Raw genomic sequence first — 14,043 nt, 5'->3', positions numbered from 1 at the left:
TCAGTCGAGCCGGTTCAGCCCCAGGACCACGATGACGGCCTGCCCGGCGGCGTCGCTGGCCGCGAGCGGGACCTCGGCGTCGATCCCCCAGTCACCGTTGCCCTCCGGGTCGTGGATCACCTGCCGGATCTCCCACTTCTCCGTGCCGCGCTCGATCCGCAGGTATGCCGGGCCCCGGGCGTCCGCGTCGAGCAGCATCTCCTCGTGCTCGTCGAAGTATGCCGAAAGGTCGTCGTGCCAGGCGGATTCGTCCATGACGGTCTCGGTCGCCGGCTCGGTGGAGGCAGCGACCGAGCGTTCGAGTGCGGCCAGCGCGACGATGTCCCGTCGGGCAGCCAGCTCGACGCGGCGGAACATTCCGCGGCGGACCTGGATGCCGAAGGCCTTGCCGGTCGTGATCGACCGGGGAGTGTGCACCAGGGCCGACTCGCGCTCCTCGTGCAGCGCCGGGTTGACCAACTCCTCCCACTCGTCCAGCAGGCTGGAGTCGGTCTGCCGGATGACCTCGCCGAGCCATTCGATGAGGTCGGAGAGCTCCTCGGTCTTGGCGCTGTCGGGCACCGTCTGACGCAACGTCCGGTAGGCGTCGGTCAGGTAGCGCAGCACGATCCCCTCCGACCGGGCGATCTCGTAGTAGCGCACGAGATCGCCGAAGCTCCAGGCATTTTCGTACATCTCGCGGACCACGGACTTCGGCGACAGCGCCTGCTCCCCCACCCACGGTTGTGCTGCGTGATAGGTCTCGAACGCCGCCTCGAGCAGCTCGGCGAGCGGCTGCGGCCAGCCGACGTCCTCCAGCAGTTCCATGCGCTCGTCATACTCGATGCCGTCGGCCTTCATCTGCGCAACCGCCTCGCCGCGGGCCTTGCGTCGCTGGGCGAGGAGGATCGGGCGCGGGTCCTCCAGGATCGACTCGATGACCGAGACCACGTCGAGCGCGTGGGTCAGTTGGTCGGTCGCCGGGTCATCGGGATCCGGCAGCACGTCGAGAGCCGCGAGCGCGAAGGGCGCCAACGGCTGATTGAGCGCGAACCCGTCCTGCAGGTCGGCCACCAGCTGTATGCCGCGCCCGTCCGGCAGCGGCTCCGGCAGGCGCTCGACGACTCCCGCCGTGAGCAGCTCCCGGGTGAGGGTGATCGCGCGCTTCGCGAGCCGCCGGCGTCGGCGCGGATCCTCGTGGTTGTCTCGGACGAGGTCGCGCACCGCGGCGTACGGATCGCCTTCGCGGGCAATGAGATTGAGCAGCATCGAGTGCGTGACGCGCAGGCGCGACTGCAGTGGCTCGGGGTCAGCATGGACGAGCTTGTCGAACGTCTCCTCGGTGTAGTTGACGAATCCTTCGGGCGGCTTCTTGCGCTGCACCTTGCGCAGCTTCTTCGGGTCGTCGCCGGCCTTGGCGAGCGCTCGGGCGTTCTCGATCTGGTGCTCCGGCGCCTGCACGACGACGGTGCCGCTGGTGTCGAAGCCGGCCCGCCCCGCACGACCTGCGATCTGGTGGAATTCGCGCGCCTTCAGCAGCCGTTGGCGGGTGCCGTCGAACTTCGTCAGGCCGGTGAAGATGACGGTCCGGATCGGGACGTTGATGCCGACGCCGAGAGTGTCGGTGCCACAGATGACCTTCAGCAGCCCGTCCTGCGCGAGGGTCTCGACCAACCGCCGATATTTGGGCAGCATCCCCGCGTGGTGGACGCCGATCCCGTGCCGCACCAACCGATTCAGCGTCTTGCCGAAGCCGGCGGAGAAGCGGAAGCCGGCGATCATCTCGGCGATCCGCTCCTTGTCCGCCTTGCTGAGCATGTTGATGCTCATCAGCGCCTGGGCCTGCTCGAGGGCCGCGGCCTGGGTGAAGTGCACGACATACGCCGGGGCTTCCTTGGCGTAGAGCAACTCCTCGATGGTCTCGTGCAGCGGTGTCATCGCCCACTTGAAGGCGAGCGGCACCGGGCGTTCGGCCTGTGCGACCGTCGCGGTCGGTCGACCGGTGCGCTTGGTCAGCTCTTCCTCGAAGATCGTGACATCGCCCAAAGTCGCTGACATCAGCAGGAATTGGGCCTGTGGAAGCTCCAGCAGCGGCACCTGCCAGGCCCAACCGCGCTCCGGCTCGGAGTAGAAGTGGAACTCGTCCATGATCACCATGCCGACGTCGGCCGTGCGGCCCTCGCGCAGCGCAATGTTGGCCAGCACCTCCGCGGTGCAGCAGATGATCGGGGCGTCGGCGTTGACCGACGCGTCGCCGGTCAGCATGCCGACGTTGTCGGCGCCGAAGGTCTCGCAGAGGGCGAAGAACTTCTCCGACACCAGCGCCTTGATCGGCGCGGTGTAGAAGCTGACCCGGTCGCCGGCCAGCGCTGCGAACTCGGCCGCCGTTGCGACCATCGACTTCCCGGAGCCGGTCGGCGTCGCGAGGATGACGTTGGCGCCTGCGAGCAGCTCGATGGTCGCTTCTTCCTGGTGCGGATAGAGCGTCAGCCCCCGGTCGCCCGCCCAGTCCACGAACCGCTCGTATGTCGCATCGGGATCGTCGGTTTCGGGCAGGCGGTCGTAGAGGTTCATGGTGCGCCCATCCTCCCAGGCCCCTCGGTACTGCCAAGAGTGCGGTCGAGCGCACTTTCGGCATAACCGAAACGGGCCGCCGGGCGGGACCTCGAGACGGACTCCCCCGCTGCGCTCCTCCGCCCTCCTCGGCCACCGCAGACCACCAGCAAGGTCCTTGAGGAGCTTGTGAGGAACGAGCAAGCGTCTCGAAAGGCCGGCGGCCGATGTGACGCTCCCAGCCTGGCTTGACTACTCTTACGGGCGCACCAGGGCCTTTAGCTCAATTGGTAGAGCAGTGGACTTTTAATCCATTGGTTGCGGGTTCGAGCCCCGCAGGGCCCACCGCAGCAACGGTCGGCCGCACTCCTGCGCACTAACCGACGACCGGCGTGAAGAAGTTGACCAGATTGCCGTCGGGGTCACGGAAGAGCAGCGACTTGTTGCCCCATGGCATCAACGTCGGCTCGTTGACGAATGTGTCGATCACCGGTTGCAACGCCCTGTATGTCGCGTCCACGTCATCGACGCGGAAGTCCAACACGACAGACCTGTTGGCGGCGGCCTCGGCAACACCCTCACCGAGCAACGGCACCGTCTGCGTGCTCGAGATCGCCAGCGTGCCCGAGTCGGTCCGCAGCTCGGCGAACAACGGGTGCAAGCGGTGCGCGTCGATGCCGGTCACCTTCTCGTAGAAATTGACCAACGTGTCGACGTCGTCGGTGACGATCCGGGTGGCGGCAAACTGCATGGTTGTCTCTCCTTCGTGGGCGAGTGCTCGACGGCTCGAGCTCGCCACGACGGTAGGAGCGCTTCCGGTCAGTTTCCGTCCGTTGTGCTCTGCGCGGGCAATTCGGATGCAGCCCCGGCGCGGTGTCCGTTATCTTCGGTGCATGCATCGTCCAGCTTGAGTGGTTTGCACCCCATGAACTGAGCTCTCGGCCCGAGTAACCGTCGGGCCGACACCTCGGGTGCACCGGCACGAACCCAACGGTCGATCCGTCCTGGATCCACCGCCACTTTTGCGTGCCCACGCAGTCGCGTTTCGTGACCGCTCGCGCCAATGCGCGCACTACTCAAGGATTTCTGTCACCAATGTCTAATGTTCTCGGCCGATGGCCGCTGCCCGCCCGAACCGCCTACCTGTGGTGGGAGGGCAGTTGGTCATTGATGCACTCGATCGCATTCACGCTCTCGATGCTCTACCAGGTGCAGGTCGCCCACCTCTCGCCCGGGCAACTGATGGTCGTCGGCGCGGCCATGGAAGCCAGTTGCTTCCTCTTCGAGATCCCGACGAGCATCGTCGCGGACCTCTACTCCCGACGTCTCTCCGCACTGATCGGAGCGGTCGTCGTCGGATCCGCGATCCTGCTGCAAGGGTTCTGGGCATCGTTCTGGCCACTCGTGATCGCTCAGGTGATCTGGGGGCTCGGCTTCACGTTCATCTCGGGCGCCGTCGACGCCTGGATCACCGATGAGGTGGGGGCGGACGCAGTACAGCCGTTGTTCACCCGCTTCGAGCAGCAACACCTGGTGCTCGGCGTGCTCGGCATCGTGCTGGCCGGTCTCATCGGCCACGTGAACCTGCACTGGCCGATGCTGATCGGCGGCACCGGTTATCTCGTGCTCGCCGCCGTCATGACCGTCCGGATGCCCGAAACCGGCTTCGTGCCGACTCCGCGCGCCGAGCGGGAGAACTGGGCACAGATGAAGCAGACCTTCATCACCGGCGTGCACGCGGCTCGCAAGCGGGGCGTCGTCCGTTCCTTCATGGTGATCGCGGTCATCGCCGGCATCTCTTCGGAGGTGTTCGACCGACTCTGGACGGCGCGCGTCGTCGACACGTTCGCACTGCCGAACCTTTTCGGAATCCACGACACTGCAGGGTGGTTCACCGTCTTCGCGCTGATCGGGTCACTCATCGCGCTGGTGGCCAGTCTCGTCACCAATAAGGTCGCGGCGCAGCGGGTGAATGCGCTGCACCCGGGAGGGCTACTCGCGGCACTGACCCTGGTGCAGGTTGCCGGCGTTGTCGGTTTCGCTCTCCTGGGTTCGCTGTGGCCGGCGATGATCGCGATGTGGGTCCGCAAGTCCGCTCAGACCATCGCGGCTCCGGTCCAGTCCGCGTGGCTGCAGCGCAATGTGGACTCGCGGGCACGGGCAACGACCATCTCGCTCACCAGCCAGGCGGATGCGCTCGGCCAAGTCGTCGGTGGGCCACCACTGGGCGCACTCGCAGGCCGCACATCCATCCCGTTCGCCATGGTGATCTCGGCGGTGCTCCTCACCCCCGCCGCGGCATTGTTCGCACGACTCCGACCGGGCAGCACCGGCCGTTCCGTGCCCGACCGGGCAGCGGACGAGATCGCCTGACTACTCGGGCACGATCACTGCGCCGGCACGGCCACCGGGGTGAAGAAGTTGACCAGGTTGCCGTCCGGGTCGCGGAAGAGCAACGACTTGTTGCCCCACGGCATGACCGTCGGCTCGTTGACGAAGGTGTCGATCTCCGACCGGAGTGCGGCGTATGTCGCGTCGACGTCGTCGACGTGGAAGTCCAGCACGACAGACCGGTTCGCGCTCGCTTCGGCCACGCCCTCACCGAGCAGCGGAACGGTCTGCGTGCTGGAGATCGCGAGCACGCCGGAGTCGGTGCGCAGTTCGGCGAACAACGGGTGCAGCCGATCCGCGGCGACTCCGGTCACCCTTTCGTAGAACTGGACCAAGGCGTCGACGTCGTCGGTGACGATACGGGTTGCGGCGAACTGCACGGTTGTCTCCTTCATCGAATGAAGTGCCCGGTCTTTCGAGCACGGTGCGACGTTAGGAGCGCTTCCGGTCAGGCTCTGTCCGGTGCTCAGACGCTCGTCCGTTGCACGACAACCGTCAGCGGTTCACCGCGTCCCAGCTGTGCGGTCGCGGCCTCGAGATCCGCCTCGGGTGCGGGGCCTGCCTCGTCGAACCACGACACCATGACCTCGTCGCGCTGCCGGCGCCATACACCTGACACGACCCCGCCTCGTATGACGAGGTTGGCACCGCGCGTGCCGAGCGAACGACGTTGCGCCGCAAGGATCCTCGTGTCAGCAGTGCCCGGCCCCAGAATCCACGGATCGAAGCCCGGCAGCAGCTGCAGCTCGTCCGTCGGCTCGGTCGTCGCGATCGCGTCCAGGTCGGTCGTGCGGACGTATGCCGCAACGTCGCCGACAGCGACCTCGGTGACGCGGTCGTCGAGGTCAGCGAGCCATTGCCGGACTCGTCGCCGGGGCGCGCCGAGCCCCTCGGCCAGCCAGTAGTGCAGGTTGGCATCCGTCGCCGGACCGTAGGCACCGAGGTAGAGCTCGATCGCAGCGCGCCCGGCATCGTCGACGTCTGGCAGTCCGGGCCAGGCCGCGTCGCCGTCCAGTTGCCGGAAGGTCGCCTGCCCGTCGCGCTCCGGTCCGAAGCAGATGTCGCCCCACCAGTGCAGCGGTTTGTAGAGCGTGTCTGCGCCCGCGCCGGCAGCGGCATCGGCGAGGTGCCGCAGTTCCGGCCGTCCGGCCAACTCCTCCGCGATCTCCGGGCGAGTCTTGGGACCGGTCTCGAGGATCTCCCGCATCGCGACACGGAACGGCTCCCAGTCGGCCAGCTCGAAGCCGGCCTGTCGCTGGAATCGCTCCTTCTCCCACGAGCGCCCGGCGGTGTGGACCGACAGCAGCACGGCACCGATCTCAGGCGTGAAAACGTATGAGCCGCCGCGGAATGCGTAGCTGCGTATGACGTCACCGGCTGCCAGCGCGCCAGTCAGGCCATCGGCATCGGGCTCGGATCGCCGCGCTGCGACGGCGAGTTCGGCGAGATCCAGCGGCCATCCGCGCAGCGCGACCACGGCACGTACGGCGTCCAGCAGCGACTTCGCACCCCGACCGGTCAGCCGGTGCCGACCCAGACGCCACGCGATGGCCCTCGCACTGTCGAGTCGTGTGCTCACCCGACCACCGTAAGCGCGGACGCCGCCCGCTACCTGCACACGCGGCGGAAAATCGGTTGTCCCTGCGAAGAAGCCTCTGCTGGACTGGGCGTGTTCTGTCCGACATCCGAGGAGTATGCCGATGCGCCGTCCTTCCCGCACCGCACCGATCCATTTCACTGCGGCCAAGGACAGGACCCTTGCACACACTCAACCTCGGAATACTCGCTCACGTCGACGCCGGTAAGACCACTCTGACCGAGCGGCTCCTCTTCGAAACGGGCGCCATCGACCACCTCGGCAGTGTCGACAGCGGCACGTCCGCGACCGACACCATGGCGCTCGAGCGCGAGCGCGGCATCACCATCAGGACAGCCGTCGCAAGCTTCACCATCGGTGACCTGCGCGTCAATCTCGTTGACACTCCTGGGCACCCGGACTTCATCGCGGAGGTCGAGCGCGCGCTCACCATCCTCGACGGCGTCGTGCTCGTCGTCTCCGCCGTCGAGGGCGTCCAGCCACAGACGCGCATCCTGATGCGCGCGCTACAGCGACTGGACGTCCCGACCACGATCTTCGTCAACAAGCTCGATCGGGCCGGAGCCGACCCCGACCGGGTGGAGGAGCAGATCAGGCACCGTCTCAAGCCTGCTGCCGGCACCCGCGTGCTGCACGGCTCGGCGCGGACCGGAGCGGGCGTCGACGGACTCATCGAGCAGATCCGGCACATGTCGCCGTCACCTGCCCGTCCCGACGCACCTGCCTCGGCGACCGTCTTCTCCGTGGAGCGCGACGGCCGGGCGTGGATCCGCGTACACGACGGGACCGTCCGGGTGCGCGACCGATTGGACCAGCGGTCCCGCATCACCGCGATCAGCGACCCGACGGGCAAACGCACCAAGGCGCTCTCCCCCGGCGGGATCGGCGTCGTGACAGGGATCGACCATCCGCGGGTCGGCGACCGGATCGGTGCCGACAGCGCCCGCACCGTCAGCACGCTGCGGCCATCGACGCTGGAAACCGTTGTGGACGCTGCAGATCCGGCGCAGCGGGGGAACCTGCTGGCGGGCCTGGCAACCTTCGCCGACCAGGACCCGCTGATCAATCTTCGGCAGGATGACGCTCGCGGGGAGATCAGGCTGTCGCTGCACGGCGAAGTCCAACGACAGGTGATCGAGGCACGGCTGGCCGACGAGTTCGGGGTCGCGGCGACGTTCCGTCCGCTGTCGGTCATCTGCATCGAGCGCGTGACCGGCAGCGGGTCGGCATACGAGGTCATCGCGACGCCACCGAACCCCTACCTGGCGACGGTCGGTCTGCGGATCGAGCCGGGTCCGGTCGGCAGCGGCGTCAGCTTCGCGCTGGAGGTCGAGGCGGGCTCGATGCCGCCGGCGTTCTTCACCGCGGTCAGGTCGTCGGTCGATGACACCCTGCGGCAGGGGCTCAGTGGCTGGCAGGTCACCGATTGCGTTGTCACCATGACGCATTCGGGGTATTGGGCGCGCCAGTCACACGCCCATGGGACGTTCGACAAGTCGATGTCCAGCACGGCCGGAGACTTTCGGTTGCTGACCCGTCCGGTGCTGATGCGCGCGCTGCGACGCGCGGGCACGACCGTGTGCGAGCCGGTGGAGTCATTCACCCTCGACCTGCTCCCCGAGCAGGTGCCGACGCTGCTGGGCGAACTCGCCCGGTGGGAGGCCGACATCACCAGCACCGAGGTCGACGAGCACGACGCGCGCATCGAGGGCGTCATACCGACGCGCCACACGGACTCGGTGCAGCGTCGTCTTCCGGACCTGACCAGCGGTGAGGGTGTGTGGGAGAGCCGGCTGGACCACCACCGTGCGGTGCGCGCGGCACCTCCGCAATCACCCCGGGTCTGCGTCGACCCCGGCAACTGGTCGGCCTACGTCAAGGCGCATCCGCGCTGAGCCGCCGATGCTGGTGGGCCGGCCCGTCGTGCGCCAGTATGGCGGCACCACCGCATCTCGATGACAGGACGAACCGTGATTGCTTGGATCAGGCGCATCGCCGGTGACATCGACGACCTCGACGTGTCGATCTTCGAGGGCATCGCTGCGGCGCGCGGTCCCCTGCTGGACAAGGTGCTGCCGCGGCTGACCGATGCGGCCGACCACTCCGTCCTGTGGTTCGGCATCGCGGGCGCACTGGGTCTCAGCCGTGATCGCCGCGCCAAGCGCGCCGCCCTGCGTGGTGTGGTGACCATCGCGGCAACCAGTCTGCTCGCGAATCAGGTTGCCAAACGGACGAACCGGCGGGTCCGGCCCTCGGTCGCAGCACTGCCGATCAGTCGGCTGTCGCGCCGGTTACCGGTCTCCACCAGCTTCCCGAGCGGGCATGCTGCCAGCGCGGCGGCGTTTGCGACCGCGGTGGGAACGGAGATGCCGGTGCTGTCCCTTCCATTGCGTGCGCTGGCCGGGCTGGTCGGGCTCTCGCGCATCTCGACGGGTGCGCACTACCCGTCCGACGTCGCGGCCGGGTGGCTGCTCGGTACTGCAGTCGCCGAGGTCGGTGCGCGCCTGGTTCCTCCGGCGGAGCCGCCGGCCGCCATACGACGCCCCGACGTCATACAGCTGGAGGAGCGGCCCACCGGAGCCGGTGTGCTGCTCGTGGTCAACCCTGCCTCGCACAGCGGCGAGGGGAAACGCGTGCTGGAGAAGGTTCGTGACGAACTCCCCGACGTGGAGGTCGTCGAGCTGACCGAGGACGTCGATGTCGACGCCGTGATGCGCGAATCCGCTTCTCGGGCAGCTGTTCTCGGAGTCGCGGGCGGCGACGGCACGGTCCGCACGGCTGCGACTGCGGCACGCGCGGCCGACGTCCCGCTCGCGGTCTTCCCCGCCGGCACCTTCAACCATTTCGCCAAGGACGCGTCGTCCTACCCGCTGCGCGCGGCGATCACCGCGGTCAAGAACGGCACGGCGGCCAAGGTCGATCTCGCCTATCTCAACGACGAGCTCTTCCTCAACACCGCCAGCGTCGGCGCCTACACCGACTTCGTCGCCATCCGCGAGCGCAACGAGAAGCGCATCGGCAAACCGCTCTCGGCGGTGTATGCCGGACTGCGCACCCTGGTGCGGTCCCGACCGATCACCGTCCGCGTCGACGACCGGACCAGCACCGTCGACCTGCTCTTCCTGGGCAACAGCGAATATCAACCGCACGGCTTCGCACCGAGCTTCCGTGAACGCATGGACGACGGATTGCTGGACCTGCGGATGCTCGACGCCTCCGGCTTCGGCGCGACGCTGACCATCCTGCTCGCACTGCTGACCGGACAGCTGGGTCGACACGGCCGCTACCGCGAGATCCACGCGCCGACGCTGCAGATCGAGGTGCTGCGCGGAGGCCCGGTGTGCATCGCCCGAGACGGTGAACTCGGCGAAGAGGCGGACGTGCTGCAGCTGCGGGTGGACCGCCGCGCCCTGACCGTGCTGCGGCACGACGGCCCCTGGTGAACCATTTCTCGGACCGCTTTCCTGCTTTTGCTCAGCCTTTCGGCGCACCATGGGTGCTGGAGGGGATTCATCGATGAGCATCGTTCAGGACGTCCGTGCTGCTGCCGTCTTCAGCCAGGAGCTCTATCGCTCGAAGCTGGCGACGACCTACCACGCCAAGCTGCGCCACGACCCGCTCGCGCGGTTGCGGATGAGTGAGGGGCGACACGATCCCTATGCGGTGTATGCCGAGGTGCGTCCGCAGGGTCCGTTGGTGCCCACCCGGATGGGGAATTTCCTGACGGTCGACCACGCGACCGCGCGCTCGGTGCTGACCAGTCGTTCCTTCGGCGTCCGACCCTTGGAAGGTCCGTCGCCGACGAGCGAGGATTTCGACCTGTCCTTCCTGGACCGCAACGAGCCCGACCACAGCCGGCTGCGCCGGGTCGCGGCACCCGCATTCAGTCCGCGCATGGTGCGCGGATACCGCTCTCGTATCAGCGAACTCGTCGGTCAGCTGATCGGTGACCTGTCGGGTGGAAGCGTCGACTTCGTCTCCTCGTTCGCCGCACCGCTGCCGATCGGGGTGATCACCAGGATGTTCGGCATCGATCGGGACTCCGGTGTGGATACCGCCGCGTTTGCACGGTATGGCGCAGCACTCGGCGGATCGCTCGACGGCATACATTCACTGCGGCACGCACGAGAGTTGATGCAGGCGGCCGACGCTCTGGGCACGATGTTCGAGCAGCTCGTCGCCGTCCGCGCCACGGACCCGCACGACGACCTGACCAGTGTGCTGGTGGCCGAGCGCGGCGATCAGGTGCGGCCCGACGAGCTGATGTCGATGTGCATCCTGCTGCTCGTGGCGGGCTTCGAGACCACGGTCAACCTGCTCGGCAACACGCTGCTCGCGCTGCAGCAGCACCCCGATCAGTGGCGATTGCTGACCGAGCAACCCGATCTCGCCGGCCAGGCGATCGAGGAGACCCTGCGCTGGAACCCACCGGTGCAACGCACCGAGCGCGTCTCCTTCGAGGAGCAGGAGGTCGCCGGCGTGCCGGTCCGCAAGGACCAGTGGATCGTGCTGTTGCTCGGCGGCACCGGCCGCGACCCGAAGGTCTTCCCCGACCCGGACCGTTTCGACATCACCCGGTCGCACGGCACCGAGCACCTGGCCTTCTCCAGCGGCATCCACTACTGCCTCGGCGCTCCTCTTGCACGCCTGGAAGCGTCAATCGCCTTGGAACAGCTCGCGATCCGGCTGCCACACCTGCGCGTGGCCGGCCCGGTCACGATGCGCCGCACCACCCTGATCCGCGGTCCGCTGCACCTGCCGATCGCCGCCTGAAACCTAGACTTGACTGAGTCCAAACAATGCACAAGACTCTGGGCCATGCCGGACTTCGAGACAACACTGCGTGACGCCGGGTTGCGGGTGACCCGCCCGCGCGTCGCGGTGCTCGAATCGGTGCGCGATCATCCGCACGCCGACTCCGCCCTGCTCGCCGAGACAGTGCACGAAGCGCTGCCGACCGTTTCCCGGCAAGCGATCTTCGACTGTCTCAACACCTTCACCGAGACAGGGATCGTGCGCCGGATCCGACCGTCAGGTTCACCGGCCCGCTACGAGTTGCGACGCAACGACAACCACCACCACTTGGTGTGTCGATCATGCGGGACGGTCGTCGACGTCGAGTGCGCGATCGGCGCAGCACCGTGCCTCGAGGCGTCGGACGACCAAGGCTTCACCATTGAGGAAGCCGAGGTCATCTACTGGGGTTTATGCCCGGATTGTCAGATTTCCCACCCGGTTTCACCGACTGCGGACACCACACCCGCAGCAAAGAGAGGATGACATGAGCACCACAGACGAGCAGCCACTCGCTGAGATCAACGACAGCGGTGGCAAGTGCCCGGTCATGCACGACGTCGCTCAGCCGGCGCAGGGTGACGCCACCCAGCAGTGGTGGCCGCAGCGTCTGAACCTGAGGATCCTTGCCAAGAACCCTGCGGTGGCCAACCCGCTCGGCGAGGACTTCGACTACGCCAAGGCGTTCGAGGCCCTCGACCTCACCGAGGTCAAGGCCGACATCATCGACACCCTCAAGTCCTCGCAGGACTGGTGGCCGGCCGACTTCGGTCACTACGGTCCGCTGGTCGTCCGTATGGCGTGGCACGCCGCCGGCACCTACCGCGTCGGTGACGGCCGTGGTGGCGCCGGCACCGGTCAGCAGCGTTTCGCCCCGCTCTCGTCCTGGCCGGACAACGTCCTGCTGGACCGTGCGCGCCGCGTGCTGTGGCCGGTCAAGAAGAAGTACGGCAAGTCCCTGTCCTGGGGTGACCTGATGGTCCTCGCCGGCAACGCCGCCATGGAGGACATGGGTTTCAAGACCTTCGGTTTCGCCGGCGGCCGTGTCGACGCGTGGGAGCCGGACGACGACATCTACTGGGGCGCCGAGACAGAGTGGCTCGGCGACAACCACCGCTACTCCGGTGACCGGGACCTCGAAAACCCGCTTGCCGCAACGCAGATGGGGCTCATCTACGTCAACCCGGAGGGCCCGGGCGGCAACCCCGACCCGCTCGCGGCGGCGCACGACATCCGCGAGACCTTCGGCCGGATGGCGATGAACGACGAGGAGACCGTCGCGCTGATTGCCGGTGGTCACACCTTCGGCAAGACCCACGGTGCCGGCAACGCCGAGCACGTCGGCGCCGAGCCGGAGGCTGCACCGTTCGAGCAGAACGGCCTGGGCTGGAAGTCGTCATACAAGAGCGGCAAGGGCAACGACGCGATCGGCTCGGGCATCGAGGTCACCTGGACCTACCACCCGACTCGTTGGGACAACGAGTTCTTCCACATCCTCTACGGCTACGAGTGGGAGGTCTTCGAGTCCGCATCCGGCGCGAAGCAGTGGCGTCCGGTCAACGGCGGCGGTGCCGACATGGTGCCGGAGTCGCAGGGCAGCGGTCGTCGTGAGCCGCGCATGCTCACCACCGACCTGTCGCTGCGCTTCGACCCGGAGTACGGCAAGATCTCCAAGCGCTTCCTGGACAACCCGGACGAGTTCGCCGACGCCTACGCACGTGCGTGGTTCAAGCTGACCCACCGTGACATGGGCCCGGCGACGCGCTACCGCGGTGCAGAGGTGCCGTCCGAGGCGCTCATCTGGCAGGACCCGATCCCCGCCGTCGACGCGCCCAGCGCCAAGGCGATCCAGGACGCCAAGAAGCAAATCGCCGACGCCGGCTTCTCGGTGCAGGAGCTGGTCAAGACCGCGTGGGCGGCCGCCGGCTGCTACCGCAACTCCGACAAGCGCGGCGGCGCCAACGGTGCCCGGCTGCGCCTGGAGCCGCAGAAGAGCTGGGCAGTCAACGACCCGGCCGTGACCGGACCGGTGGTCGCCAAGCTGGAGCAGATCGCATCTGCCACAGGCGTTTCCGTTGCGGACGCGATCGTTCTGGCCGGCAACATCGGGGTCGAGCAGGCCGCCAAGGCCGCCGGCTTCGACGTGCAGGTGCCGTTCACCCCGGGCCGCGGTGACGCGAGCCAGGAGCAGACCGACGTCGACTCGTTCAGCTACCTCGAGCCGAAGATCGACGCCTTCCGCAACTACACCGAAGGCCCGACCAAGGCGCCGTTCGAGTACCACCTGGTCGACCGGGCCAACCTGCTCGGCCTGTCGACCCCGGAGACCACGGTCCTGATCGGTGGCCTGCGGGTGCTCGGCGCCAACACCGGCGACAACAAGGCCGGCGTCTTCACCGAGCGTGAGGGCCAGCTGACCAACGACTTCTTCGTCAACCTGCTGGACATCACGGCCGACTGGAAGCCGGGCGACGAGCCGGGCACCTACGTCGGCACCGGTCCCGAGGGCGAGACCTGGACCGGCACGCGTGCGGACCTGGTCTTCAGCGCCAACTCCGAGCTGCGCGCCGTGGCCGAGGTCTACGCCTCCGACGATGCGGCCGAGAAGTTCGTGAACGAGTTCGTCGCAGCGTGGGCGAAGGTCATGGACAACGACCGCTTCGACGTGGAGCGCGCTGCCAGCGTCTGATCCGACCAGCGGACCGGTCCTCTCCCTGACCGAGAGGACC

At 67.6% G+C, this 14,043-nt stretch carries 10 protein-coding genes, 1 tRNA gene and 1 pseudogene; 8 read left to right on the top strand and 4 right to left on the bottom strand.

Going from position 1 to position 14,043, the window contains the following annotated elements:
* Entirely contained in the window at positions 1–2,553 is a 2,553-nt protein-coding gene (locus ACSZL9_RS14845; protein WP_446666278.1) for a DEAD/DEAH box helicase, read from the bottom strand.
* A 251-nt stretch (positions 2,554–2,804) separates the two neighbouring features.
* On the opposite strand from ACSZL9_RS14845, the gene ACSZL9_RS14840 reads away from it, so the two are divergent.
* A tRNA-Lys gene (locus ACSZL9_RS14840) sits at positions 2,805–2,877 on the top strand.
* Positions 2,878–2,908: 31 nt separating this feature from the next.
* Here the strand turns inward: ACSZL9_RS14840 and ACSZL9_RS14835 are convergent.
* Positions 2,909–3,283: a VOC family protein gene (locus ACSZL9_RS14835; protein WP_446666277.1), complete on the bottom strand. Its 375-nt coding sequence runs from the start codon at positions 3,281–3,283 to the stop codon at positions 2,909–2,911.
* Positions 3,284–3,627: 344 nt separating this feature from the next.
* Between ACSZL9_RS14835 and ACSZL9_RS14830 the strand changes: the two genes are divergently transcribed.
* Positions 3,628–4,905 carry an MFS transporter gene (locus ACSZL9_RS14830; RefSeq protein WP_446666276.1) on the top strand — a complete coding sequence of 426 codons (1,278 nt, stop codon included), beginning with the start codon at positions 3,628–3,630 and terminating at the stop codon, positions 4,903–4,905.
* Positions 4,906–4,919: 14 nt separating this feature from the next.
* Here the strand turns inward: ACSZL9_RS14830 and ACSZL9_RS14825 are convergent, their stop codons facing one another.
* Both ACSZL9_RS14825 and ACSZL9_RS14820 read right to left on the bottom strand, forming a co-directional pair.
* Positions 4,920–5,303, bottom strand: coding sequence for a VOC family protein (locus ACSZL9_RS14825; protein ID WP_446666275.1), 384 nt, complete (start codon positions 5,301–5,303; stop codon positions 4,920–4,922).
* Between the two features lie 86 nt (positions 5,304–5,389).
* A complete protein-coding gene (locus ACSZL9_RS14820; protein WP_446666274.1) occupies positions 5,390–6,502 on the bottom strand; it encodes a DNA glycosylase AlkZ-like family protein in 1,113 nt (370 codons plus the stop codon).
* 179 nt (positions 6,503–6,681) lie between these two features.
* Between ACSZL9_RS14820 and ACSZL9_RS14815 the strand changes: the two are divergent.
* The 6 genes and pseudogenes from ACSZL9_RS14815 to katG form a co-directional block, all read left to right on the top strand.
* Positions 6,682–7,329: pseudogene (locus tag ACSZL9_RS14815) on the top strand (GTP-binding protein); the annotation flags it as partial.
* Positions 7,315–8,415 (top strand): hypothetical protein, encoded by a 1,101-nt coding sequence (locus tag ACSZL9_RS14810; RefSeq protein ID WP_446666374.1) that lies wholly within the window; start codon positions 7,315–7,317, stop codon positions 8,413–8,415. The pseudogene ACSZL9_RS14815 and the gene ACSZL9_RS14810, both read left to right, overlap by 15 nt.
* Before the next feature lie 75 nt (positions 8,416–8,490).
* Entirely contained in the window at positions 8,491–9,963 is a 1,473-nt protein-coding gene (locus ACSZL9_RS14805) for a phosphatase PAP2 family protein (RefSeq protein ID WP_446666273.1), read from the top strand.
* A gap of 73 nt (positions 9,964–10,036) precedes the next feature.
* Positions 10,037–11,293 carry a cytochrome P450 gene (locus ACSZL9_RS14800; RefSeq protein ID WP_446666272.1) on the top strand — a complete coding sequence of 419 codons (1,257 nt, stop codon included), beginning with the start codon at positions 10,037–10,039 and terminating at the stop codon, positions 11,291–11,293.
* Positions 11,294–11,338: 45 nt separating this feature from the next.
* On the top strand, positions 11,339–11,800 hold the full coding sequence (locus ACSZL9_RS14795) for a Fur family transcriptional regulator (protein WP_446666271.1): 462 nt from the start codon (positions 11,339–11,341) through the stop codon (positions 11,798–11,800).
* Between the two features lies 1 nt (position 11,801).
* Positions 11,802–14,003, top strand: a complete 2,202-nt coding sequence (gene katG / locus ACSZL9_RS14790) for a catalase/peroxidase HPI (RefSeq protein WP_446666270.1) — start codon at positions 11,802–11,804, stop codon at positions 14,001–14,003.
* The last annotated feature ends 40 nt before the right edge of the window (positions 14,004–14,043 follow it).

The sequence above is a fragment of the Flexivirga sp. B27 genome (genome assembly GCF_052905685.1).
Note: the sequence above shows the minus strand (reverse complement) of the source record. Positions and strands in the feature narration are given on the sequence as shown.

What these genes read in the sequence shown, in the direction of transcription:
- ACSZL9_RS14800 (WP_446666272.1), top strand. Translation starts at nt 10,037, where the DNA reads ATGAGCATCGTTCAGGACGTCCGTGCTGCTGCCGTCTTCAGCCAGGAG.
- ACSZL9_RS14795 (WP_446666271.1), top strand. Translation starts at nt 11,339, where the DNA reads ATGCCGGACTTCGAGACAACACTGCGTGACGCCGGGTTGCGGGTGACC.
- ACSZL9_RS14830 (WP_446666276.1), top strand. Translation starts at nt 3,628, where the DNA reads ATGTCTAATGTTCTCGGCCGATGGCCGCTGCCCGCCCGAACCGCCTAC.
- ACSZL9_RS14845 (WP_446666278.1), bottom strand. Translation starts at nt 2,553, where the DNA reads ATGAACCTCTACGACCGCCTGCCCGAAACCGACGATCCCGATGCGACA.
- ACSZL9_RS14835 (WP_446666277.1), bottom strand. Translation starts at nt 3,283, where the DNA reads ATGCAGTTTGCCGCCACCCGGATCGTCACCGACGACGTCGACACGTTG.
- katG (WP_446666270.1), top strand. Translation starts at nt 11,802, where the DNA reads ATGAGCACCACAGACGAGCAGCCACTCGCTGAGATCAACGACAGCGGT.